We start from the raw sequence: 24,251 nt of genomic DNA, 5'->3' as shown, positions 1-24,251 counted from the left end.
CAAGCTCTCTGGCCAGAGTTTTCTTGGGGCGACCGTGTAAAAGCCCCTCGCAGGCTTGTTCTCTAATGGAGAGTGGGATGGACATGGTTTTGGGCTCCTTTGTGTCCAAAAAACCAATACCACTTCAAGGCAAATCAATTGAAAAGGCCCCGCTCCTGTTTAGGAGCGAGGCCTCGTAAAGGACTTGAAGCTTGGCTACCGCCAGGCGCTGTCCTTTGAGATTACCTGATCACGCGGTCAGGCTGGTTGTAGACCGTAACCGGCGGCACCGCGCCCTTCCAGAGCGAGACCTGGACGTTCGCGGTGGAAGCGAGATTGCCGCGGGCGAGCTTCGAAGTGGGCTTGTCGAGCACGAGGGTGTTCGAGTTGCCGCGCACGTCGACTTCGCCCTGGGCGGTCTGCGTCGGGTTGTACCACGCACCGTGGTGCAGCACCACCACGCCCGGGATGATGCGCTCGGTGATCAGAGCGCCCACGAGCACCTTGCCGCGGCGGCTCTGCACCAGCACGAGGTCGCCGTTCTTGATCCCGCGGGCCTTCGCGTCCTTCGGGTTGATCCAGAGCGGCTCGCGGTCCTCGATCGCTGCGCGCGAGCGCGCGTTCGTGCAGTCGAGCTGGCTGTGCATGCGGTAACGGCTCTTGCAGGCCATGAGGGCGAGCGGGTAGTCGCGGGTCGCGTGCGCCACGCCTTCGGTCGCGACGAAGTAAGTCGGATGCGGCTTGCAGTCGTCGTACTTGTAGGAGGCGATCTTGGGCGAATAGAGCTGGATCTTCCCGGACTCGGTCGAGAGCCTGTTCTTCTCCGGATCCTTCCTGAAGTCCTCAAACATCACGTAATTGCGGTTCTTCTCCGACACGTCAAAGAGGAGGTAGCCCTTCTTCCAGAAGGTGTCGAAGTCGGGCATCGGGGTGCCGTTCGCGTCGCCCATCTTCTTCGTCTGATTGTAGAGGCGCTTCACCCAGCCCATGACATCCAGACCCTCGGTGTATTCCTTTTCAATACCGAGCTTTTTCGCGAGCAGAGAGAAAATCTCGTAGTCGGTCTTCGACTCCCACTGCGGTTCTATCGTCTGGTGCATCGCGATGAAGCCGTCGTTTGAGTACGTGCCGATATTGGTGATGTCCGGGTGCTCGAAAGCCGTGCAGGCCGGGAACACGATGTCGGCGTGGCGCGCGGTGGCGGTCCAGACGTAGTCGGTCACGATTACGGTGTCGGGCTTCCTGAAGGCGCGGGCCACCTGATTCGTGTCGGGGTGATGCGCGAAGGGGTTGCCGCCCGTCCACATGAGAAGGTGAACGTCAGGGAAGGTCACCTTCTTGCCGTCGTAGTCCACGGTCTTGCCCGGATGCAGCAGGCAGTCGGAAATGGCGGCCACCGGTAGAACCTTGCTGCCCTTCCACGGAAGCTTAGAGGGATGCACGGGCTTCACGTTGCTCGGAATCTGCGGCATGAAGGGAGCGTTGGAAAGCGGAGAGCCGCCGGAGCTGTAGTGATAGTTGGTGCCGAAACCACCGCCGGGGAGGCCAATCTGGCCCAAGACGGAGGCGAGGGCCACCATCATCCAGTGGGGCTGCTCGCCGAAGTCTTCGCGCTGGATGCCCCAGCCGAACATCAGCATCGTGCGGTGCTCCTGCAGCTCGTGCGCGAAGGAGCGGATCCTCGCGGCGGGCACGCCGCAGATCTTCTCGGCCCACTCCGGGGTCTTCTTCACGCCGTCTTCGCCCCCGAAGATATAGGCGCGCAACTGCGGCCACCCGTAGGTGTACTTTTCGAGGAACGCGTGGTCGGCCTTCCCGGAAGACTCCAGCTCATAGATCATCGCGGCCATCATCGCGACGTCGGTTCCGGGATTCGGGGCGATCCACTCAGAGCCCAGGTACTCGGCGGTGTCGGTCATGATCGGGTTGACGGAGAAGGTCTTCGTGCCCTTCTTCTTGAGCGCCCGGAAATAGCCCGCGTAGTTGTGGATTGTCGTGTACCAGTCGATGTCATTCGTCACTAGCGGATCGCAGCCCCAGAGCACCACGCGCTCGGAGTTCTTCACGACAACGTCCCAGGATGTGCAGCGCGGATCGCCGGTCCCCACGACGTAAGGCATGATCGTGTTGATGGCGGCGGTGGAATAGCTGTTTCTCCTGCCGATAAAGCCGCCCATGAGATTGAGGAAGCGGTGCTGGCAAGGAGTCGCTGCGACCACTTTGCCGGTGGAATACCACCCATAGGACGAACCGTACACGGCGGAAGGACCGTAGGTGTCGTAAACGCGCTTGATTTCCTTGGCGGCCAGGTCAAGCGCCTGATCCCAGGTGACCCGCACCCACTTGTCGCGGCCGCGCTGCTCGCGCGAGGCCGATCCATTCTTGAGGTAGCCCTCGCGCACCATCGGGTAGCGGATGCGGGCGGAGGAGTACGGGAGTTCGGCCAGGCCCTGCAGGTTCATCGAGGGCGCGTAGTCATGCTCAAAGGGCAGGCAGGCGACGATCTTTCCGCCCTTCACCACCGGGCGCACGACGCCCCAGCGGAAAGCGGTGATCGAGGTGCCGTCGTTCAGCTGCGACTTGCCGAGATTGAAAGTGCCGGTGAGGCCGAGGTTGGACTCCGGAAGCTCCTCGGGCCAGAGGGCCGCGCTCTTCGCTGCGGCGGGATAGCCCTCGTGGACGGGGCGGGAGGCCGGAGCCGCGTGGACCGCCGGAGCGGCGGCAGCCGCTGCACCCGTAATGGCGGCTGTTTTGAACAGGTTGCGACGAGAAATCCCAGTCATTTTTATACCTTAAAGGTTTCTGGTGTTTTTATTAACTGCTACAAAAGACGGCGCCCATCATACCCACTTCTGGCGATGAGATCCAGTAAAAAGTGAGCAAATAATCAGCGCTCATCGTTATTCATTAATGTAATAATGGTGCTTTTTAAACAACTTTTTTTCTTTTCATATGGATTAATACTCACTCTCATTCAGTACGGTTTTCCCCAATTATTCAAAGGGAAGCAGGCCAAAATTATTTAACAGTTATTTATGACAGTAATATGATGCTTTTCAGAGGAGGCTGCCATGCAGAGGAAATTTTCACTGGACGAACTCTCGCAGCTCACGCTGATCCCTAAGCGGACTATCCGCTTCTACATCCAGCTCGAGCTGGTTTCTCGCCCCTGCGGCGAAAAACGGGGAGCCTGGTACACGGCCAGGCACCTGGAAGAGCTTCTGCAGATTCAGAGGCTCGCCTCGCGGGGGCTGTCGCTTGAAAAAATAAAGATCAGGCTGAACTCAGAAAAAGACAGGACCACGCCTGCGGCCGACCCCGCGCCGGGCACTGTGTCCCTGGTTTCCAAAGTGGCGGTGGGGCGGGGGCTTTCGATCCTCTTCGACCCGAAGCTATGCGAGCTCTCGGGCGGAGACTTCCGGAAATTCATCAGGGCGGTGCTGGAGGCCTATGAATCCGCGCTTGCCGGAAGCCCGACTCAGGCGGGCGGAAAGAGCGGAACCCCCGGGGCAGAAGAAACCGGCCGCAGCGGGGCCGGAGAGGCTCCTCGAGCAACAAATGAGCTGACGAAAAGCCTTGAAACAAGGGAACCCGGGCTTGCCGCCAGCAGAAAAGAATCAGGCTCCTCTTGAAACCCAGACCGGGAGACGGAAACCATCGGAGTGCTCCTCTGCCTTGTCTGACCCCTGATCCGGATCCCGGGCCAGGGCGGCAGCAGACAGCTCTTTCTGATCCTCCTTCGGGCTACGATCCCTCAAAGGACCGAAATTACGGAAGCCTATTCCAGCGGGTCCGATCAGTTTTCAGGGTGCAAAGGTTTAAAAAAAGAAAAGCACCAGGGGCTCCCGGAAGTGGAAGGCCGGAGCGGGAGATCCCGCTCCGGGCCTCACAACAGAACTCCGAAGGGCCGCCTTCCAGCCCTCGGGCGAGCGCTCAATTTCCTTTTCCGAAATGCGCCTTCAGCTTCTCGAGATCCGCGGAGTCGCTTTCGGCCGCGAGCTCGAGCAGCTTCTTCATCTGCAGAATGTTCTGCTTCGTCTCTTCGTTCGGCTCAGGGAAGCGGGGATTGATCGCCTCGAGCGCTTCGAGAGTGATGAGCGAGACCACGTAGCGCGTGTACCACTTGTCATCGGCCGGCACCACGTACCAGGGGGCCTCCTTCGTGGAGGTGGCCTCGATCGCCTCTGAGTAATCCCTCTGGTAGTCGTCCCAGTAGAGGCGCTCTGTGAGGTCAGACATCGAGAACTTCCAGTTCTTGTCGTCGCGCAGGATCCGCTCGGCGAGCCGCCGCTGCTGCTCGGTGCGCGAGACGTGCAGGAACACCTTCACCATCGGAAAGCCGTTGTGGAAGAGAAACTTCTCCCAGGCGGCGATGTCGCCGTAGCGCTGCTTCCAGACGCCATCGTTTACAAACTCCGGGGGCATGCCGCTGCCCTTGAGGAGCTTGTGAATCCTCACCGTCACCACGTCCTCGTACTGCGAACGGTTGAAGATCCCGATTTCGCCCCGCGAGGGAAGGTTCACGTTGAAGCGCCAGAGGAAATCGTGGTCTTTTTCAAGACTCGTGGGCTGCTTGAAGGAGACCACTTTCACGCCCGCGGGGTTCAGAGGCCCGAAGACATGCTTCACCGTCCCGTCCTTGCCCGCGGCGTCCATTGCCTGGAGCGCGAGGATGAACCCGTAGGTGTTCTGCGCGAAAAGCTTTTCCTGATAGTCCTGCAGCTTGCCGATCACCTTGGGGAAAAGCTCGTTCTCCACCTTGGCGCGGTCGATCTTCACGTCGCACGCGGTCGGCCTCTTCGCGAGGTCGACCTTGGTTCCGGGTTCGATCCTGTAGCGGTCGACATCCACGAGACACTTTGACTTGTCCATCGGTTACCTCCATCAGAATTTTTTCAGGGCGCTTGAGACGCCCGCAGCGTTGAGATTACCCTTTCCTTCTGCTCCCGTACGCCGCGGCATTGAGGCTAACCTATCAGGAAGCCGGCCTTTTGCGCCTTTTTCTTCAAGGGCAGGAGGCCGGAGCCCGCCTACGGCCGAGAAGCGACATTTCGCAGGGCCCGCAGTGAAAGACCGCCTTCAGTTCGATGTCACCCGATCGCAGGTAAAGGGGTTCGGGCCGAATCTTTTCGCCCCGCTTCTTCGCTTCCTTGGGGCAGAGCCCTAGTGCGTAGCGCACACAGTGCTTGCAGCGCATGAGCTCCACCTCGCCCATGATGCCCCCCTTCTCGAAGGCCTGCTGGGTGACGCGCGCTCCGTGCCGCCCGTAAAAGCGCACCGCCTGCTCGTTTTCGACGTTGGCATGGTAATCAAGCTCAAGCTGCGGGAAGCGCGCCTCGGGATCGGGCTTGGCACGCTCGGGCCTTCGATAGGCCTCGCGGCGCTTTTTCTCCAGGCGCTCGACCGCTTCGCGCCGCAGGCCGTTCAGGAGGGAAACCGGGATGAACCGGGGCGCGTCCCAGTCGATTTCAATGGAATCCGCGGCGTAGCCCGTGCCGCCAAGCTTTGAGAGCGAGGATCTTGCCTGTTCGGCCGAACGCGCCGGATTCTTCGCGGGATCGAACCGCCCGGAGGCTTTCGCCTCGGCCTCGATCCCCTCGGGATCGGTGAGCTGCAGCCGAACCTCATTTTCAGTCACGGCCGCATGGAGGGAAAGCGGCACGTCGCGGTGGGCGGTCTCGCCTGCCATCAGCTTCATCCAGGCCGTGTCACGGTTGCGAAGCAGCTCCATCCCGGGCTTGAGGCCTGCGATTTTCTGCGGTGACTCGCGCGTGAACACCTCCCAGAGGCTGCCTTCCGAACGCTCCGCCCTGTTCACGAGAAGCCCCGAGAGCTCGCCGCTGTCGAGCCAGAACGTAAGTCCGTCGCCGTTGTGAAGCGGCTCCTTCGTCTTCAGGGTGAAGCTCTTTTCTCCCACGCGACGTACGCGCCCGATCGGCTGTCCCGCGCTTTTCGGCGTCTCGAAGTCCCAGATGCGGCTTCGGGTCCCATGCAGGAAATAGTCCGTCCCGCCGCGGTTGAAGGTGCGCGAGGGATCGGGCTCGAAGGTGAACACCGCCCTCCCCTCGCTTTCCCGAGCGTACTCAGGATGTTTGTCAAGGAGCTCGTCAAAAAGCTTCCGGTAGCTCGCGGTCACGTTCTTCACGTAGGCCATGTCCTTGAGCCGTCCTTCGATCTTGAAACTTCGGACCCCGGCGACAGCAAGCGCTTCGAGGTTCGCGCGCTGGTCGTTGTCCTTGAGCGAAAGGACGTGCGAGCGTTCTGTGAGCACTTCGCCCGACCCGGTCCTCACTTCAAAGGGCAGCCGGCAGATCTGGGCGCAGGAGCCGCGGTTGGCGCTTCGGCCCCTCATCGCCTCGCTTGCGTAGCACTGGCCGCTGTAGCTCACACAAAGCGCGCCGTGAATGAAGTACTCGATTCGGGCGCTCGCAAGCGCCCGGTGCATTTCCTCGATCTGGGAGAGCGTGAGCTCGCGCGCCGGCACGATCTGCGAAAAGCCTGCCGCCTCGAGGAACTTCGCCTTCTCGACCGTGCGGATGTCGCACTGCGTGGAGGCGTGAAGCTGAATCGGGGGCAGATCGCACTCAAGAAGCCCCATGTCCTGCACGATGAGCGCATCCACCCCTGCATTCCACGCTTCCCAGGCGAGCTTCGCAGCCGCCTCAAGCTCGCTGTCGCGAAGGATTGTGTTCAGTGTCATCATGATTCTCGCCCGGTAATGGTGGGCGAACTCGCAGAGCCTCGCGATGTCGGCAATCGAATTGGCGGCGGCGCTTCGCGCGCCAAACATAGGGCCGCCGATGTAAACGGCGTCCGCCCCGTGCCGGATCGCCTCGATGCCGATGTCAGCCGTTTTCGCCGGCGCGAGCAGTTCCAGCTTTTCCGGTTCGGTCACAACGCAGCTCCCCGACGGCGAGCGGCAGACGATTTCCCTTCTTCGAACCGTGCATTCATCGGAGGTTCACTTTCATGGAAACCGACATCCTTAACGCCATAAATTAAACTTAGTTTGTTTAATTCAATAAACATAAAAAATGTATAAAAATCTATCTCAAACGTTCAAGCGAACCGCCATTTTCCCTGCGGTCCGGCCAAACACGACCGCACCAGTCAGTCCGTTCGCCCCCAGCCTGTTGCTGCCGTGCACGCCGCCGGTGACGGCCCCGGCCGCAAAAAGTCCAGGGATGGGTCTGCCCTTCGCATCAAGACAGCGGGCCATTTCGTCGATGTCGAGCCCGCCTTCCGTGTAATGGATCGTCATGCCCGCATAGCAGGCCCAGAAGGGCGGATGGCTCAGCGTATAGCGAAGCTCCCGGGGCGACTTTCCCCAGCGATCGCACCGGCTTCTGACTCCTCGGTTGTACTGCGCGATGGTTTCGATCAGCGCCGCCGCCGGAACTCCCATTTTTCCGGCCAACTCCCTCACGCTCCCCGCCTTCCAGGCTTCGCCCGCCTCGAGCGCTTCCACCGCTTCTTTCTGGACCAGAATTCCGTAGTCCCTGAAACCCGCGTCATCGAGCACCGAAAAAGCCAGCCGGTGAGGCTGCGAGAGCACTGTATCACGCAGAACATCCCTCGGTCCGTCCTCCCGGATGAAACGTCTTCCTTCGGTATTGACGAAGATAAATCTCGAGACGACGGAATGGAATCTCACCCGGTGAGTTTTCCCAGGAGGGCAGCCCGGAAGACACTGAATGTACTGCATATCGCGCAGAGCAGCACCGTGTCGGTGAGCTACGAGCATCACCTCTCCCGTTGAAGACGGGATATTGTCGGTCGTGAGCCCCCGAAGCTGCGGTGCGTAGCGCTCGATCAGCCGGGCGTTGGCGGCAAAGCCGCCGGAAGCGAGCACCACGGCCTTCCGAGCCCGCAGCGTCCGCATGCGGCCGCCTTCGAGCACCGTCACGCCCGCGGCCCGCCCGTCCCGAAACACCAGATCGACCACCGGCGAGCCCGTGCAGATTTTGACTCCACAGCGAAGCGCCGCTGCAGAAAGCGCGCGAATATAGCCCTGCCCCAAAGGCAGGACGGGGCAGTGGCAGCGCGCCCAGTGTCCGCCGTAGAGCTCGATCACCTTGGGCTTGAAGCGCATGCCGAGCCCCTCGAGCCATTGCAGGCTTTCGGTGGAGTTTTCGACCAGCCGCCTCACGAGTTCCGGCTTGGCCCTGCGACCGCCGAATTCAAACGTCTGCCGGTAGAAGAATTCTGTCGAGTCAAAAATGTGCTGTCGTTTCTGACGCACGGGGTCTAGAGCCGCGAAATAGCCTCCCGAGATCAGTGTGTTCCCGCCGATTTCCGGAGCTTTCTCCAGCACGGTCACCCGGGCGCCGGCCGATGCCGCCTCGACCGCAGCCGACAGACCCGCTGCGCCGGAGCCCACGACTATGACGTCCGTCCCTACCTGCAGCCATTCCCCCAGGTATGCGCTGAGCGACAGGGCCTCTGAAACCCCAGGCATCCCGAGCAGCCCCGCGGCCACGCCCCCCAAAGCGTGTCTTCTGCTCATCGTGATCATGGCTGCTCCTGCGGCCTTTCGTCGATCGAAAGGAGGAAGGCGTGAGCGTCCACCGCCGTTCGGATTCGCAGCTTGTGCAGGGCATTCGCCCTATGGATCTTGACCGTCTGCTCCGCAATCCCCAGGTCTATTGCGATTTGCTTGTTGAGCGCTCCCTGAGCCACCTGTCTCAGCACCATCTTTTCCCGGTCGGTGAGCGTGTCGAAAAGCGCCCTGCGCTCGCTTTTCTGCAGCCTGCAAGCCCGCGCCCTGAGATTGTCCTCGATCAAACGCTGCACGATCGACTGGAGCTTTTCCGGCCTCACGGGCTTTTCCAGGAAATCCGCCGCGCCGCGCTTGAGCGCCAGAACGGCGGACTGAACGGTCCCGTGCCCGCTCAGAAACAGCACCGGGAGATCACAGCCTCTGTCGAGAAGCTTCTTCTGCAGCTCGAGCCCGCTCATGCCTCCCATGCGAATGTCGAGGATCAGGCACCCGGGGCGGGAAAAATCGCCGCGCGCGAGAAACTCCTCGGCGCTTTCGAAAACCTCGGACTCCAGCCCGACGATTTTCAGGATAAAGCGCTCCGAATTCCTTACGGTTTCCTCGTCATCGATAATCCGGACCAGTGGAACTGAACTGACAGTCATGTGTTTCACTCCTTGCAGGCCTCTTCGGGCTGCGGCAGATACAGTAGCGCCGTCAGCCCGTGAGGGCTGGCTCGTCTAAAGCTCAGATGTCCGCCGTGCCCCTCCGCGATCACCCGGCAGATGGAAAGCCCCAGCCCGAGGCCGTCCTTGCGGGAGCTTCGGGTCGGAGCGGCCAGGCTCTTCAGGGTCTCGTCCGACAGGGGAGGTCCGTTGTCGGTCACCGACAGTTTCCAGAATCCGTCCTCTGCGGACAACGCCAGGGCAATGACCGGGCTGCCGCTCTTTTGGATCGCCGCCCCCGCGTTACGCAGAAGATTGACCACCAACAGCTCGATCTCGAGCAGATCCATGCAGCAGAGCGCAGGACCTCGGCGCTGCCGCTCGATGCGCACTCCGGACGAGAACGAGCTGTGGGAAAAAGCTTCCAGCGCCTTGTCCACGACTGCCTCCAGGTCCTTCAGCTTTCTTATCCGCGCCTCGTTGCGTGCATAGGAGCAGACCCGTCCGACGATCGCGGACACCCGCTCGGACTGAGCCGTGATTTCGTCGAGCGCCTCGGCCACCATCGGGTCGCCGCTTCTGCCCTTCAGGTACATGCGCAGCCCTCCGGCATAATTAATGAGCGAGGCGACCGGCTGCCTCACCTCGTGTGCGAACATCGAGGAAAGCCCGCTCACGACCCCGGCCTTTTCAAGAGCAAACAGCCTCTCGCGGCTTTTCCTCTCGTTTTCCTGCGCGCGATCCTTTTCCTTCAGCGCCACCTGCAGGGCATGGGTGCGGATCTTCACAATCCGCCTGACCGAGACCACATAAAACAGAGCGAGAGCGAGCAGCGCGACGGCAGCGAAGAGGAAAAACCTGTAGCGCTTCAGCAGCGCGAGCGGAGAGTTTTCCCTCAGATACGCATACGGGCCGATCTGCAGGTTCCGGTACAGGTTACGCACCTGGCTGAAGTCGCTTGCGAAGCCCCAGCTGTTGCCATCGGGCGTTTCCGGCATCGTGAGCAGCGCAACTGAAACAGACTTGACAAGATCCGAAGGCGCCCGCGGCAAGGAGGCGAAAACCACACCGGGGTAAAGATCCGTGGACACCCGGCAGGCGAAGGATCCGGCCGGCTTCTCGTTCAGGATGCGGAAATCCCGGCCGCTGATGATGCCGGCCTGCGTCATCATTTCGAAGTCGCAGGCTTTGAGGATTCCCACGTCCGCGTCTCGCGAGAGCAGCAGAGCTGGCACGTCCGGCAGCCCGTAACCGGTGAATTCCGTGCTTCTGAAAAATTTCTGGGGATCGAACCCTGCTGAAAAGAGCTCCCCTTGGGCAATGATCCAGCCGTCAAAGGACTCCGGATCGGTTGCGACGGAGCGCGTGCCCTTCAGGTCCGAGAGCTTGCGCAGCGCCGAGTCCGCCCTCACCAGGAAAACCGAACCCATGGAGCGGGCGGGATCGCTCGCGCCTCTGGGGTGATGGGTCGCCAGATGCCTTGCGCCGCTTTCCTCCTCGATGCTTGCAAAGGATCCGCTCGGAGCCATGAAAAAATCAATCCTCCCTTCCCTGGCCTCCCGGCGCAGTGCCTCTGGGGAAAGCTCCACCGACTGAAAGTGAACCCGGGGCATCCGAGCCCGCAGCCTCTCCATGGTGGGCTCGAAGGTCTGGACATAGAACCACGGCCCGACATTGGCCGAAACAGCGACCACGACCGGCCCCTCCTGCGCGGGCGCGGCCCCGGGCTGGACAAGGAAAGCTGCGGCGGCAAACACAAAGAGCAACCCTGTCATGTCAGCGGCAAATCGAATGTCTGGATTTCCATCTTAACGGGGCCCGCTGCCCGTATCCAGCCCCTTTGTGGCCAAAGGGAAAAGCTGCCGGTCCGATGATGAGACCTTGGTCTTAGTACTAAGAGGTATTCCTGAGCGGCGGAACTCATTTCTACAATTTTTTCAGGAATCGGAAGGAAAGGGTTCCTGACATCAGTAAGGAGAGAAACCATGACAGCCCTCAACAGACGCCGTTTTCTCGGATCTGCCGTTGCCGGTACCGTAGGCCTTGCCGCGGCTCCGTCCTTTGCGGTTGAAAATCCCTGCAAGCTGCCGCGCAGGTGGGACGAAACCTTTGACGTGGTGGTCGTCGGCGCGGGCGGCGCCGGCCTCGCCTCCGCGGTTTCGGCCGCCCAGCACGGCGTTAAGAACATTCTCATTCTCGAAAAAATGTCATTTGTTGGAGGCAACACCTCCATTTCGGGCGGTGGTTTCAACACCTACGACCCGCCGCGCCAGAAGGCTCAAAACATCGTCGACAGCCCTGAGAATCATTTCAAAAACACCATGGCCGGCGGCGACAACCGCGCCAATCCTGAACTCGTGAAAACGATGACGGAAAATTCCTACGCCGCGCTTCAGTGGCTCGAGTCGATGGGCATGAAGTTCAAGCCAAAGGTCTACCAGATTTACGGCGGGCTTTATCCCCGTGCTCACGGCCCCTACGGGTCGCTCGGAAGCGACTACATCAAGGTGCTCGAACCGCAGGCGCTGAAGCTCGGCGTCAAGATCCGCACGAACTCCCGGGTTGTGCGTGTGATCCGCGAACAGCCCCTGGCCGGCCCGGTCCTCGGAGTGGAATACACGGACAAAGCCGGCAAGTCTCACTTCATCCGTGCCCGCAGGTCCGTGATCTGCGCGACCGGAGGCTTCGGCGCCAATCCCAAGATGCGCGCCAAATACGATCCCCGGTTCCTCAACCTGACGACCACTAACCTGCCCTGCTCCACAGGCGACCTGATTCCGCTGCTCGAAGACATCGGCGCTGATACCGTCGGCATGGACTTCATCCAGTGCAACCCCGGCTGCCCTCCGGGACGCAGCCACCGTGTCATCATGCACCTGAACGCCGCCAACTTTATTATGGTCGGCAAGGATGCCAAGCGCTTTGTCGCTGAGGACGAACGCCGCGACGTTATCCGCGACGCCGTGCTCTCTCTTCCGGGGCAGACCGGCTTTTCCATCATCGACAGCCGCGGCTTTTCCGAACTGAACCTCGGGCACCAGAACGGTGCGAAGAAAGGACTTGAAACCGGAGACGCTTGGACCGCCGACACCATTGAGGAACTCGCCAGGAAAATGGGCGTGGACCCCGTGCAGCTCAAGAAGACGGTGGACGAGTACAACAAGGGGTGCGATGAGAAGAAGGATGCCTTCGGCAAAAACCCCCGCAATCTGCGCAGAATCGAAAAGGCGCCGTTCTGGGCCTGCTATGCCGGAATGTCGGTTCACCACACGATGGGCGGCATCACCATCAATAAATACACCCAGGTGATTGACCGCTACGGCCAGGTCATTCCCCATCTGCACGCGGTTGGAGAACTCACCGGCGGCATTCACGGGACGAACCGCCTGGGCGGCAACGCCATCTGCGACATCTTCACCTTCGGGCGGCTCACGGGCATCGCCGTGGCCGAGGGCAAGTAGCCCTTTCAGGACGCTCCCTGCTCCGGGCCCCTCGTTTCCAGATTCGGAAGCGAGGGGCCCGTTCTTTACTGCGGCCTTAACGCCTGAGCCAGGGATCAGCGCATGTTGAGCTTTGCCTTGATGGCGCGGATTTCCTCTGTCAGGCTGTCGATCCGGGCCGCCGCAGCCTCAAGCTTCGTGCTGGAGCTCGCGAGCCTGGCCGAGAGATCCCGGTTCTCGGCGGTAAGCGCGCTCATCTTTTCCACCATGCCCTGGCGACTCCCGGAGGCCTGACCGTCGCCGCCGAAACGGTAGGTGAGGCCGGCGTTCACCATGTGGTTGTCGGAGGCCGAAGAGGCATACCCGACGGACATGAGGAGGTTGCCCGTGTCGGTCGGATACCAGAAGGCCCCCACCGCGACGCCTTCGCGCGACTTATAGTGACCGAGCCCCACGGACATCTGGAAGCGGTGGCTGGGGTCGAAGTCGACCGGATGGAGGGCCGCCAGAGCCGCGGAAGCCGCTCCAACCTTGTCGATCTGGCCGTCCAGATCGTTCACCCGGTGAGTCAGGTCCCCGATTCCTGCGGCATTCCTGTTAATCCCCTGCTGCACCTGATAGAGCTGGCTGCCGTTCACGGCGTCAGTGGAGGAAGCGGAAACCTCTCCCGCGCCCACGTTCGTGATTTTCTGGCCTCCGGCCTGGATGCCTGACGGGCTGATCGAGACCCCGCCCACTGTAACCGAGCTGAAGGCGACGTCTTCAGCGGTCGCCACGGTGTATTCGGTGCCGCCCTGGGCGTTGGCCTGGGAAGTCACCAGAATGTTCTTACCTGCGGCCACGGTATTGTGCTTCTTCGCCTCGGCGACCGCCTCGGAAGCATCAGCCTTCACGGCCTTGAGCTGAGCCACGTTCACGGCATCGGTATCAAGGCTGCCGGCCGCGAGGCCCGTGATCTGGCGGGTGATTCCCTGCGAGGCGTCGCCGATCGAGACGGCCCCCCGGGTGGACACCCAGGCGCTGTCCGTGCTGGTCGAGGCGGCCTTCGTCCCCGGATCGTAGCCCGCCTTGCCCGCCTCCGTTGAGGCGACGGATTCGGATCCCAGCGCAACGCCACCCTTGGCCGTTGCGTTCGCCTTGTAGCCCACGGAGACGACGTTTTCCTTGTCCGTCGCAAGCGTCGTGTCTGAAGAACCGATGACGACGGAATGATTCGCGCCGGTGAGGCTGCGCCGGTCGCCCATCACCACCGCACCGGAGGTGTCCTTCACCGTGTTCTCAGAGCCCAGAACGGTGACGTGCTGGACATTTTCCGCGGTATTTTTGTAACCGTCGAGAAGGTTGTACTTGCTTTCAGACCCCGAGGAGCCCTTGAGGGTGTTGTTGACGCCGATAAGCTGTGAAGTCTGGGTGTAGTCGGCGATGTTGCCGCCGCCGATCGCAAGGGTGGAGCCGCCGCCTTCCGAGCTCCTGATCACGCTGCGCAGCGTGTCGGCCAGCTCCTTGGCAGAATCGCCGCCGCTTGACGGGTCTCCGATCAAGGCCACGGAATTCGTGATCTCGTTGCCCGCGCCGAAAATGAGAGAGCCGTTGGAGTTGGCCGCACGGTTGGCCACGCCGACAATGCTGTTGGCAATGCCGGAATAATAGCTGCCAGACATCGATTCGATGCTGTTGAGGGACCCGGTCACGGTCGCCCCGAAGTTCCTTACTGCATTGGAGAGCCGCCCCCCGTTGTAATTGCTCGAAATGATGTTGAAAGCGCCGGTGGAGGTCGCGAAAGCGCCGTTGCTGAAGCTGTTCGCACCCAGCGTCGTCTCGTAGACGTTCAGGGCGTAGGTGCGGGTAGAGGCCGTGTCGACGGTGGTGTCGCCCAAAGCCCCGGTGTAATTATGGGACCCGATCATGGTGCTGCCCGTCCGGGCGAACGTGTTGTCGCCGATGGCAACGCTGCCCACCACCCTTGTGGGATCCTCAGGGATCCGGACAGAAGAAAAGATGGATCCCGAAAACTTCGTCTGGCCGAAGGCGAAGCTCGCCTCCGCGCCGCCGGCCATGTTCTCTACCTTTGAATTTTTGCCGATTGCTATGCTGCCGCCCTGGCTCGCATAGTTGTTGATATTCGCGCCGGCGCCGACCACGATGTCGCCGGTCGCATTGCTCGCGCCGTTTGAATAGCTGATGCCGGCCCCTTTGCCGATAGCGACGTTTTCAGCCTTGGGGGCGCTGCTGCCCGTGCCGATGGCGACCCCGCTGCCAGAACCCGCCGACGTGTCAGCGGCCCAGACAGGGGACACGGTCAGAAATAAGGCTGCGGCAACCGCGGCAGCCGCTCTTTTAATGCTGACGGGTGGCGGTGTTGATGAGGGGGGGGGTAATTAAAAAGTGGTAGTTAAAAGCAAACATAAAATCTCCTTTTTAGGTTGGAACTAAGAAAAAAAGCCACTTGAAACAATGGCGCTTCAAGCGATGGGTTGAACGCAGGCCTTAGAGGCCTGTTTTTCAAACGAAAAGAAATATTGAACTTTGTAAAGATCCACTTTACCAAACTCCGGGGGCATGGATGACAGGCTTTACCCTTATGAATTTATAGGGGCACAAAGCGCTTTGAATTTTTTTTCTGTCCTCCCATGCGTGCCGCCTGAAGCGCCTGAAACCGCCCTTTTCAGGCCTAGTTTAGGAAACAGAATCGCCGCGGCAGAAGAGCCGGCTTCAGCCCCGGCTTCCCGATCCTGCTCCCTGTTTTAAAGTTTTCGCAGAGAAGGCTCTTCGGACGAATTCACCAGCTCAAGCCCCGCGCCGCGTCTGAGCAGCAGGAGAAGCGCGGCAGCCGCCAGCGCGAGTGCCGCAGCCGCCGCCTGCCAGAACGCCACGGCGCCCGAGTGAAAGCCCGTCCAGGGGATCACGCCGGAGAACACGCACCCCAGTCCGACGCCGACTCCGCAGAGCAGGAGGCTGCTGATGGTCATTGGGAGAAATGTAACCTGGTAGCCTCGCAGAATATTGGAGCTGGCGCACTGAAGGCTGTCCATCACGTGGTAAAGAGGCAGCCAGGTCAGGAAGGACACGGTGGCGCTCCGGATCGCGGGATCCGTGGTGTAGAAAGAGGCAATTTCAGCTTTTAACCGCCAGGTCAGAGCGGCGATGATCCCCGCACAGCCCAGTGAAAAAAGCACGCCGAGCCTGGCCGCCTCGCGGGCGCGATCCGTGCGGCCCGCACCCAGGGCCTGAGCGACCAGGACGCTGCCCGCAATCCCCACGGCCATGGGCAGCACGTAATACAGCCACACGAGATTGGCCGCGATCTGATGCGCTGGGAGCGCCTCAACGCCGAACCTGGCGATGAAAATAGCCATCAGGGTGTAGGAGGACATCTCAAAGAAGCTCGACAACCCGATGGGAACACCCAGCCTCAGGAGCAGCGCCGGAGCAATCCGCGCCCGGGTCCCGGTCCGCTTGCGCGCGAAACAGGGATGCCTGCACCACAGGAACGCATAGACCGCGAGCGAAAAGCCGCAGGACAGCGAGCTCGCCAGCCCCGCTCCGGCTCCGCCCATCGCGGGGATGCCTAGCCCGCCGAAAATGAACAGCAGGTCCAGCGGGATTTTGAGCAGGAGCGAGACCAGCATGACGGCCATCGTGAGGACCGGCTTGGACACCGCGGAATTCACCGCGATGAAGCCTCGGGCGAAAATGACCGCGGGGATGCTCGGAAGCGCGGCCCGGATATACCGCGCCGCCACGTCAGCCTCCGGCCCCGTCATGCCGGCGAGATCCAGCCAGAACGCCGTGTTGGAGCCGAGCAGCACGGCCAGCAGCGAAAGCGGAACGCTCAGCCAGAGCCCCTGCACGAGGCTCAGCCCGATTCTCGGGTAGTACTTCGCGCCGAAGAGATAGCCCGCGATGGGCGACAGGCTCTGTATCACGCCGGCAAAGGAAACCAGGAGCCGGTTGATGACCGTGGCGCCGAGCGCGAAGGCGCGGATTCTCTCAAAGCTTTCCCCAGCCCCGCTTCCGCTGTGGGTGACGATGGGGATCAGCCTTTTTCTCTCAAGGCCCTGACGGTTGTCCGTGAGGTACCGGGCCACAGGCTGGGGCAGGGTTCCCCACCAGAGGTGGATAGACCAGGATCAGGTTGTCGTACGCGTCCGGGCGGCTGCCCCGGCGGAGAGCTCCGGAAGGGGCCCCTCGTCCAGTTCCTTCCTCGCCCGGGCCGTGACTGCGCCGTATTCCGCAGGATAAGGGGCCGCGGACCTGATGGCGGCGAGACCGCCGCCTGCGATGCTCTCCGCGAGGAGCGGGATCATCCGGGCGTTTCCGATCATCTCCTTTCCATCGCGCATCAGTGAGGCCCCGGAGACCGCGTCGGCTCCGGCAGGAACGGCAGCATTTTCAGGCCAGGTGAAGTAAACGGTCAGAGTCCGGCCCGGCAGCGGCGCCTTCTCCCCGGAAAGGAGCCGGGCCTGATTCACCTCTACCGTATTGAACCAGCGGTCGAGATAAGGCAGAACGAACACAACGGCCGCAGCAAGGACAAAGACCCCGGCGCCCGCGGCCAAGGCGGAACTGCTGCGCCTGAGCCTGCCAGACATCAGGAGCGTGTGCCCGAATACGGCAAGCAGCGCACAGCCGGCGGCCAAAAGATGAATGGAGCGCCAGTTCAAGCTACCGGGGCTCGAAAACCAGCCCGTAAGCGCGAGCCCGGCAACGAGGAGTGCGATCAGCGAAAGCGCGAGAAAAAGCGTAAGGAGCAGACCGGGAGACGGGGTCGGCCCGGTCCCCGGACTAAGGGCTGCGAGTGCCAAGCCGAAAGCGCGAAGAACGCAAGTCCCAGCTCCTCGTGAAGTGCGCGCGGAAGGATGAGCCCGGGCCAGGCCCAGAAAAAAGAAGGAGAAGAAACGCCGGAACCGCCTGCCCGCGCCGTTTCGCTGTGCTCGTCATGCCCTGCCGCCCTCCTGAAATCCGCTCCGTCCGCGGCGAGCTGCTGTGTTGTGTCTTCAGCGAAATACTCACCTGCCGCTTCGGGCCGGATGAGGCGCGGCAGCCGCCTCGGCCGGGGGGCCGCATCCCTGCTTTATATATAAAACAAATAATAAAAATATTAAATATATATTTTACATTTATAAGCCGCCTGCCTAAATTCTCCCGAATCTGCGGCCCCTTGTATCCGGCCGCAGTCATTCAAGGAGAAAAAACATGCAATTCAAACCCGTCATCCTGGCCGCCGCAGTCGCTACCGCGGCGCTTCCGGCCACCGCGGCCGTCAGAGACGGCACCTACGAAGCCCGGGTGCTCGGCCACAATGCGCCGATCAACGTGCTTGTCACGCTCGAACACGGCCGCATGACCGACATCAACGTCACGCACAACCTGGAAAGCCCCGGCGTTGGACAGACCGCAATCGACAAGCTGATTCCCAGGATGCTCGCCGGTCAGACGACGGAGATCGATGCCGTGACCGGCGCGACTTTCTCAAGCCTTGCCCTGAAGCAGGGCGTGCGCGAGGCTCTTAAAAAGGCCGGGGCCGCGGACTCCGAGTTCGCAGCACGGGCCGTTCAGCCCGCCGCTGCCGCTCCGATCCAGACCCGCAGCGAGGTCGTCGTGATCGGTGGCGGCGGCGCGGGTCTGGCCGCCGCGGTAAGCGCCCTGCAGAACGGGGCGACCGTCACCATCCTCGAGAAGATGGGCTACCTCGGGGGATCGACCAACGTCTGCGGCGGCGCCTTCAATGCCTCCGACACTTCCTTCCAGCGCGCCATGGGAATCAAGGACAGCCCGCAGAAACATTTCGAGAACACGATGAAAGGCGGGCACATGACGAACAATCCGGTTCTGGTTCACAACCTCGCCGACCACGCAAAGGAGACACTGCAGTGGCTCGAGACGATGGGGCTCGAGGTGAACCCGAAGGTGGGCGCCGCCACCGGTGCGCTCTTTCAGCGCTCGCACTATCCGAATCCCGCGGGCGGCCACACCTACATCGCGGTCCTCGAGCACAAGCTGCACGAGTACGGCCCGGACCGCGTGAAGGTTCTCCTTGAGACCCAGGCGACCGACCTCATCGTACGCGACGGAAGGGTCGTCGGAGTCAAGGCCCGGAGCAAGGCCGGTCCGGTTGTCGCAACGGCCACCAAGGGCGTCATTATTTCGACGGGCGGATTCGGGGCGAACGTGGCCTTCCGCCAGAAGGTGAATACCGGCATCTGGAAAGAAGCAAAGCTCGACGAGCGGATCGGCTGCTCCAATATTTCGGTCGCGGCCCAGGGCGAAGGCCTCATGATGGCGCAGAAAGCCGGCGCTGAGCTGATCGGCCTGGCGGACATCCAGATCCACCCGAACGGCACCCCCGGCACCGGACTCATGCTCGACATTAAGACCTCGGGGCGCAACCGTCTGTTCATCAACGAGAACGGCGACCGCTTCGTCAACGAAGGAGCCGCCCGCGACGTGCTTTCAAAGGCAGTCTTCGCGCAGCCCCACTCCTCCTACTGGCTCGTGCAGAACTACCTGCGTTACCCCGACGAGCATGCGATCGACCTGCTCTCGGGCCGCCGGATGAGCGACATGCTGGAGCAGGGACGCGTGAAAAAGGCGAAGGACCTCGAGGAGCTCTCCCGCATGACCGGAATGCCGCTTGATCACCTGAAGGCCTCGATCGAGGAGTACAACAAGGCCGTGAGAAACAAGGGCACTCCGGACAAGTACGGCTTCGTCGCCAACCACACGGATGACCGCGAAATGACCCGCGGACCCTGGTACTTCGCCAAGAAAGTGCCCACCATCCACCACACGATGGGCGGCATCCGGGTCGATGTGAAGGCCCACGCTCTGGATAAAAACGGCCGGTGGGTGAAGGGCCTCTACGCCGCGGGCGAGACGACCGGGGGGCTGCACGGCGAAAACCGCCTGGGCGGCAACGCCGTGGCCGACTGCATGGTCAACGGCCGGATCGCGGGCAGGAACGCCGCGAACGCGCTTTAAAGGCGCTCCGCTCTCGCGGAAGCTTTTGACCCCGCGGCACGGGCTGAGTCAGGAGGCCGCGGATCGCGCGGCCGTCCGCGCTCCCGCCGCCTCCTGGCGCGCCGGTCCCCCGGAAGTGAGGCGGTACACCGCGAAAGTCCCTCGGGCGCGGCCTCTAGAGGCCCTCCAGGTAGCGCTTCGCCTCCGCCACGACCGGCGATTCGTCTTGTTTCCGGGTTATGCACTTCAGGACCAGATAGACCTTCTCCTTAAGCTCCCGGTAGCGGACGTTGGGCGGCAGCGTGCTCAGGCACGCTCTGGGGATGAGCGCGATGCCCATGCCGCAGTTCACATAGCAGAGCTGGGAAAACACGCTGCCCGCGATGGTCGAAATCTTCAGCGACAGCCCTTTCTCCAGGCACTGCGATACGACAGTGTCATGGTATTCAGGCGCGTTTCGCCAGTCGGTGATGACATAGTCCTCGTTTTTGAGGCTTGAGAGCGACACCTGCTGGTACTGGGTGAGCGGATGCCAGGAGGGCATCACGACCACGAGCTCGTACTTCTTGATCGGAACGAGCTCGAGATCGTCTCTCGTGGCCGAGCTGAGGTAGCCCAGGCAGAGATCGACCTCGTTGCCGAGAAGCCCGCCTGGCATCTGGCTGCTCACGAGCTGCTTCACCTTGATCTGCATCCCCGGGTAGAGCAGACGGATGTGGCTCACAAGCCCCGGAAGCACGGACTGCGTGATCCAGGGAATCGCTCCGATCCGGATGGTGCCCGCCACGCCCTGCACCACCCCGTTGAGCGCCCCCTCGAATCCCTCGATCTGCCGGAAGAGCTTTTCGCACAGCGGCAACAGCCCCTTGCCCTGCAGGGTGAGCCTCACGCCCCGGGGCGTGCGTTCGAAAAGCTTCACCCCGAGCTCCTCCTCGAGTTCCGCGATCTGCATGGAAAGCGGCGGCTGCGTCATGTGCAGGGTCCGGGCCGCAACCGAGAAGCTCCCCTCCCGCGCGACGACGAAGAAAAGCCAGTAGCTGCGGAGTCTGCGTATATTCATATGAAAAATAAATAGTAAAAATATTTAATATATATTTTACATTTATTCACTGTTCTCCTAAAGTTTTCAAGATGCGCGGCCGAACTCTTTCTGCCGCAGCCATCCATGGAGAAAACAGCATGAGATTCAGGAAGATCGTCCTAGGGCTTGCCGCCGCCTCGGTGGCTTTCTCGGCGAGCGCCGCCCTGAGGGACGGCACCTATGAGGCCCGGGTCAACGGGCACAATGCGCCGCTCACGGTAAAAGTCACCATTGCGGGCGGAAAGCTCAGCGCCATCGACACTTCGAAGAACCTTGAGTCCAACGGCATCGGGCGCGTGGCGCTCCCCGCCCTTTCCCGCAAGATTATCGACCGGCAGTCAATCGGCATTGACGCGATGACCGGCGCCACGATCTCGAGCGGCGCGCTGGTCGAAGGCGTACAGAAGTGCCTCGAGCAGGCGGGCGCGACGAAAAAGGATCTCAAGCAGTGGAACAAGAACACGGAAAAATACGCGACGGCGCCCGTGAAGACCTCGGGTGACGTCATCGTGATCGGCGGAGGCGGCTCGGGCATGGCCGCCGCCCTCTCCGCACTGGAGAGCGGCGCGAAGAAGGTCGTGATCCTCGAGAAACTCGGCTACCTCGGTGGCTCCACGCAGGTCTCGGGCGGTGCCTTCAACGCCGTGGACGACAAGCGCCAGAAAGCCCAGGGCATCGTCGACTCCTTCCCCATCTTCTTTGAGGCCACCATGCGGGGCGGCCACTACAAGGGCGACCCCGAGCTCGTGCACTACCTCACCTACAACTCCATTCACGCCCTCGAGTGGCTGGAAAAGGAAGGCGTCGTGTTCCGCGACAAGATCGGCGCCGCCACGGGCTCCCTCGGACAGCGCAGCCACTACGGGGTGAAGCCGGCCGGCTGGGCCTACACGTCCGTGTTTGAAAGCCGCCTGAAGAGCTTCGGCGACCGGGTTGAAATCCTCACTGACACCCAGGCGAAGTCTCTCGTCATGAAAAACGGGGCGGTCGCGGGCGTGAAAGCGCTGCGCCACGACAAACAAAGCGTCACTGTGACGGGCCCGAGCGTTGTGATCGCGACCGGCGGCTTCGGGGCCAATATTCCCTTCCGCCAGAAGGTGAACACCGGGGTGTGGAAGGAAGTGAAGCTCGACTCGCGTATCGGCACCACAAACGTGAATAAGGCCGCTCAGGGCGATGGGCTTAAGATCGCGCAACAGGCAGGAGCCGACATCATCGGGCTTTCCGACATCCAGCTGCACCCGAACGGAACGCCCGGCACCGGCCTCATGCAGGACATCGCCACCTCGGGCCGCAACCGCCTCTTCATCAACAAGAACGGCGACCGATTCGTAAGCGAAGGCGCCGCGCGCGACACGCTCTGCAAGGCGATCTTCAAGCAGCCAGGCGGCACCTACTACCTCCTCATGAACAAGCTGCGCTACCCCGACGAAAACAAGCCGGACCGCATGGGCGTCACCATGAAGGACATGCTCGCGCTCGGCCGCGTGAAGAAGGCGGCGACCCTGGACGACATGGCGAAGATCCTCAACGTCCCGGCCGACCACCTGAAGGCGGCGGTCGAGGAATACAACAAGGCTGCGCGCAACAAGGGCACGCCCGACAAGTTCGGATTCGTCGCCACGAACACCGACGACGCCCCGATGACCGAGGGGCCCTGGTACGCCTGCCGCAAGGTGCCGACCGTGCACCACACGATGGGCGGGATCCGAATCAATGTGAACGCGCAGGTTCTCAATAAGAAGGGCGCTCCGATCAAAGGCCTCTACGCCGCGGGCGAAGTGACCGGCGGCATTCACGGCGCGAACCGCCTGGGTGGAAACGCGATCGCCGACGTCTACACCTTCGGCAAGAAGGCGGGCGAGTCAGCTGCGAAGAAGCTTTAAAGCTTCCGAAGCGGTTTCATGCCGGCGGCCGGCTTTTCTCTCTCCTTTCGGCCGCCGGTCTTTTTTCTCTCGTTGATTCCTGAGATCACGCGGGGCGGGAGGAAAAGGGGCGGCAAGCCCCTTTTCCCCCTGCCCCGCGCCTTATCTACAGCTTCATCTCCGCGATCGCTTCAGGGAACTTGTGAAGGGCGCGCCTTGCGCAGCGCCTGAGAAGGAAAAGGAGCGCCGCGGCCGCGAGGACGAGCGCCGCGTCGGCCGCCTGCCAGAACGCTATGGCTCCGGCGTGAAAGCCGGTCCCCGGAACCACCCCCGAGAACACGCACCCCAGCCCCACCCCGACCCCGCAGAGCAGCAGGCTGCTCACCGCCATCGGCAGGAACGTGACCTGATAGCCCCGCAGGATGTTGGAGCTCGCGCACTGAAGGCTGTCCATCAGGTGGTAAAGCGGCACCCAGGCAAGAAACGCGACGGTCGCGGCCTGGATCGCGGGGTCCGAGCTGTAGAAGGAGGCGATGCCCGCCCTGAAGCACCAGGTGAACGCAGCGATAACCGCGGCGCAGCAAAGCGAGACCTGCACGCAGGCCCTCGCCGCCTCACGGGCCTTCTCCGCCCGGCCCGCCCCGAGGGCCTGGGAGACGAGGACGCTCCCCGCGATCCCCACGGCCATGGGAAGCACGTAGTAGAGCCACACGAGGTTCGCCACGATCTGGTGCGCGGAAAGAGCCTCAACCCCGAACCGCGCGATGAAAATCGCCATCAGGGTGTAGGAGGACATCTCGAAAAAACTGGAGAGCCCGATCGGGACGCCAAGCCGGAGGAGCCTCGCGAGAAGCGGCAGGGAAATCCGAGCCCGGGCCCCGGCCCGCATGCGCACGAAGCAGGGGTGCAGCCGCCACACAAGCGCGTAGGCCGCGAGCGAAAAAGAGCAGGACACGGAGCTCGCGAGCCCCGCGCCCGCCCCGCCCATCGCGGGCACTCCCGCTCCCCCGTAGATGAAGAGCAGGTTGAGCGGGATTTTGAGGGCGACCGAGGCCAGCATGACGGCCATTGTGATTGCCGGCTTCGAGACCGCGGAATTCACAGCGATGAAGCTTCGGGCGAGGATCACCGCGGGAATGCTGGGAAGGGCCGAGCGAATGTAGTGCGCCGCCACCTCCGCCTCCGGCCCCGAGATGCCGGCGAGGTCGAGCCAGAACTGCGTGTTCGCGCCCAAAAGCAGCGCGATGATCGAAAGCGGGACGCTCAGCCACAGCCCCTGCGCGAGGGCGAGCCCGATCTTCGGGTAGTCCTTCGCGCCGAAGAGATAGCCCGCGATCGGCGAGAGCCCTTGGATCACGCTCGCAAAGGAGACGAGAAGCCAGTTGATGACGGTGGCTCCCAGCGCCACGCCGGCCAGCTCCACCGCGGAGACGTGCCCCACCATCACCGTGTCCATCGTCCCCGTGAGCACGATGGCGAGGTTGGCGATAAAGATGGGGCCGGCAAGCGACGCGATCTGCCGCAGAAGCGGCGGGGCGGACGAAGTGGAGCTCTGGGGCATGCAGGGATAAAGGAGGTGCGGCGCTGGAATCTGGCGGGCGGCAGGACCGGGCCGGCCGCCGCCAAGTTCTTAGGCGTCAGGAGCTCCAGTATACCTGCCGTCCTGCGTCCGGCCGCAGGGCTGGACGAGCGGGAAGCCCGTATGAATTTTTCTTTGGGGAAAAGAGTGCGGGGACACGAACGAAATTCAGGCCCTGATTTGTCCCTCCGGGTTTGATTGAT

Annotated in this window: 15 protein-coding genes; 4 read left to right on the top strand and 11 right to left on the bottom strand. The window is 62.0% G+C overall.

Annotated elements, in window-relative coordinates:
• Positions 1 to 221: 221 nt before the first annotated feature.
• Positions 222 to 2,762 (bottom strand): molybdopterin-dependent oxidoreductase, encoded by a 2,541-nt coding sequence (locus MAF45_RS08955; protein ID WP_237979476.1) that lies wholly within the window; start codon positions 2,760 to 2,762, stop codon positions 222 to 224.
• Between the two features lie 288 nt (positions 2,763 to 3,050).
• Here MAF45_RS08955 and MAF45_RS08950 point away from each other — a divergent pair, with 288 nt between their 5' ends.
• The gene (locus MAF45_RS08950; protein WP_237979466.1) at positions 3,051 to 3,611 is read left to right on the top strand and encodes a MerR family transcriptional regulator; all 561 of its coding nucleotides are present in this window, start codon (positions 3,051 to 3,053) and stop codon (positions 3,609 to 3,611) included.
• A gap of 301 nt (positions 3,612 to 3,912) precedes the next feature.
• Here MAF45_RS08950 and MAF45_RS08945 read toward each other — a convergent pair whose 3' ends face one another.
• From MAF45_RS08945 to MAF45_RS08925, 5 genes are all read right to left on the bottom strand, one after another.
• Complete coding sequence (locus tag MAF45_RS08945) at positions 3,913 to 4,851, bottom strand: PPK2 family polyphosphate kinase (protein WP_237979463.1); 939 nt, start codon at positions 4,849 to 4,851, stop codon at positions 3,913 to 3,915.
• Positions 4,852 to 4,984: 133 nt separating this feature from the next.
• A complete protein-coding gene (locus tag MAF45_RS08940) occupies positions 4,985 to 6,874 on the bottom strand; it encodes a peptidase U32 family protein (RefSeq protein ID WP_237979461.1) in 1,890 nt (629 codons plus the stop codon).
• Between the two features lie 156 nt (positions 6,875 to 7,030).
• Positions 7,031 to 8,494 (bottom strand): FAD-dependent oxidoreductase, encoded by a 1,464-nt coding sequence (locus tag MAF45_RS08935; protein ID WP_283207056.1) that lies wholly within the window; start codon positions 8,492 to 8,494, stop codon positions 7,031 to 7,033.
• Complete coding sequence (locus MAF45_RS08930; RefSeq protein ID WP_237979459.1) at positions 8,491 to 9,123, bottom strand: response regulator transcription factor; 633 nt, start codon at positions 9,121 to 9,123, stop codon at positions 8,491 to 8,493. The genes MAF45_RS08935 and MAF45_RS08930 overlap by 4 nt, the downstream gene beginning before the upstream one ends.
• A 5-nt stretch (positions 9,124 to 9,128) precedes the next feature.
• Entirely contained in the window at positions 9,129 to 10,898 is a 1,770-nt protein-coding gene (locus MAF45_RS08925; protein ID WP_237979447.1) for a sensor histidine kinase, read from the bottom strand.
• A 210-nt stretch (positions 10,899 to 11,108) separates the two neighbouring features.
• Here MAF45_RS08925 and MAF45_RS08920 point away from each other — a divergent pair, with 210 nt between their 5' ends.
• Positions 11,109 to 12,584: an FAD-dependent oxidoreductase gene (locus MAF45_RS08920; RefSeq protein WP_237979445.1), complete on the top strand. Its 1,476-nt coding sequence runs from the start codon at positions 11,109 to 11,111 to the stop codon at positions 12,582 to 12,584.
• A 95-nt stretch (positions 12,585 to 12,679) separates the two neighbouring features.
• Here the strand turns inward: MAF45_RS08920 and MAF45_RS11420 are convergent, their stop codons facing one another.
• The 3 genes from MAF45_RS11420 to MAF45_RS08905 form a co-directional block, all read right to left on the bottom strand.
• Positions 12,680 to 14,860, bottom strand: a complete 2,181-nt coding sequence (locus MAF45_RS11420; RefSeq protein ID WP_237979434.1) for a YadA-like family protein — start codon at positions 14,858 to 14,860, stop codon at positions 12,680 to 12,682.
• A 447-nt stretch (positions 14,861 to 15,307) separates the two neighbouring features.
• Positions 15,308 to 16,651 (bottom strand): MATE family efflux transporter, encoded by a 1,344-nt coding sequence (locus MAF45_RS08910; protein ID WP_237979423.1) that lies wholly within the window; start codon positions 16,649 to 16,651, stop codon positions 15,308 to 15,310.
• Positions 16,652 to 16,693: 42 nt separating this feature from the next.
• On the bottom strand, positions 16,694 to 17,368 hold the full coding sequence (locus MAF45_RS08905; protein ID WP_237979420.1) for an NADPH-dependent FMN reductase family protein: 675 nt from the start codon (positions 17,366 to 17,368) through the stop codon (positions 16,694 to 16,696).
• A 391-nt stretch (positions 17,369 to 17,759) separates the two neighbouring features.
• Here MAF45_RS08905 and MAF45_RS08900 point away from each other — a divergent pair, with 391 nt between their 5' ends.
• Positions 17,760 to 19,544 (top strand): flavocytochrome c, encoded by a 1,785-nt coding sequence (locus tag MAF45_RS08900; RefSeq protein WP_237979418.1) that lies wholly within the window; start codon positions 17,760 to 17,762, stop codon positions 19,542 to 19,544.
• A gap of 154 nt (positions 19,545 to 19,698) precedes the next feature.
• Here MAF45_RS08900 and MAF45_RS08895 read toward each other — a convergent pair whose 3' ends face one another.
• Complete coding sequence (locus MAF45_RS08895) at positions 19,699 to 20,583, bottom strand: LysR family transcriptional regulator (protein ID WP_237979408.1); 885 nt, start codon at positions 20,581 to 20,583, stop codon at positions 19,699 to 19,701.
• A gap of 119 nt (positions 20,584 to 20,702) precedes the next feature.
• Here MAF45_RS08895 and MAF45_RS08890 point away from each other — a divergent pair, with 119 nt between their 5' ends.
• Positions 20,703 to 22,490 carry a flavocytochrome c gene (locus tag MAF45_RS08890; protein WP_237979406.1) on the top strand — a complete coding sequence of 596 codons (1,788 nt, stop codon included), beginning with the start codon at positions 20,703 to 20,705 and terminating at the stop codon, positions 22,488 to 22,490.
• Positions 22,491 to 22,635: 145 nt separating this feature from the next.
• Here the strand turns inward: MAF45_RS08890 and MAF45_RS08885 are convergent, their stop codons facing one another.
• Complete coding sequence (locus tag MAF45_RS08885) at positions 22,636 to 24,030, bottom strand: MATE family efflux transporter (protein ID WP_237979395.1); 1,395 nt, start codon at positions 24,028 to 24,030, stop codon at positions 22,636 to 22,638.
• Positions 24,031 to 24,251: the final 221 nt, after the last annotated feature.

This window comes from Mesosutterella porci (assembly GCF_022134585.1).
Classification (GTDB): Bacteria; Pseudomonadota; Gammaproteobacteria; order Burkholderiales; family Burkholderiaceae_F; genus Mesosutterella; species Mesosutterella porci.
The sequence above is the reverse complement of the archived record's forward strand: the minus strand, read 5'-3'. Positions and strand labels throughout refer to the sequence as shown.

Bases quoted from the DNA above. Each gene is read 5' to 3' on its own strand.
- MAF45_RS08955 (WP_237979476.1), bottom strand. From the start codon at position 2,762: ATGACTGGGATTTCTCGTCGCAACCTGTTCAAAACAGCCGCCATTACG.
- MAF45_RS08950 (WP_237979466.1), top strand. From the start codon at position 3,051: ATGCAGAGGAAATTTTCACTGGACGAACTCTCGCAGCTCACGCTGATC.
- MAF45_RS08945 (WP_237979463.1), bottom strand. From the start codon at position 4,851: ATGGACAAGTCAAAGTGTCTCGTGGATGTCGACCGCTACAGGATCGAA.
- MAF45_RS08935 (WP_283207056.1), bottom strand. From the start codon at position 8,494: ATGATCACGATGAGCAGAAGACACGCTTTGGGGGGCGTGGCCGCGGGG.
- MAF45_RS08930 (WP_237979459.1), bottom strand. From the start codon at position 9,123: ATGACTGTCAGTTCAGTTCCACTGGTCCGGATTATCGATGACGAGGAA.
- MAF45_RS08925 (WP_237979447.1), bottom strand. From the start codon at position 10,898: ATGACAGGGTTGCTCTTTGTGTTTGCCGCCGCAGCTTTCCTTGTCCAG.
- MAF45_RS08920 (WP_237979445.1), top strand. From the start codon at position 11,109: ATGACAGCCCTCAACAGACGCCGTTTTCTCGGATCTGCCGTTGCCGGT.
- MAF45_RS08900 (WP_237979418.1), top strand. From the start codon at position 17,760: ATGCAATTCAAACCCGTCATCCTGGCCGCCGCAGTCGCTACCGCGGCG.
- MAF45_RS08895 (WP_237979408.1), bottom strand. From the start codon at position 20,583: ATGAATATACGCAGACTCCGCAGCTACTGGCTTTTCTTCGTCGTCGCG.
- MAF45_RS08890 (WP_237979406.1), top strand. From the start codon at position 20,703: ATGAGATTCAGGAAGATCGTCCTAGGGCTTGCCGCCGCCTCGGTGGCT.
- MAF45_RS08885 (WP_237979395.1), bottom strand. From the start codon at position 24,030: ATGCCCCAGAGCTCCACTTCGTCCGCCCCGCCGCTTCTGCGGCAGATC.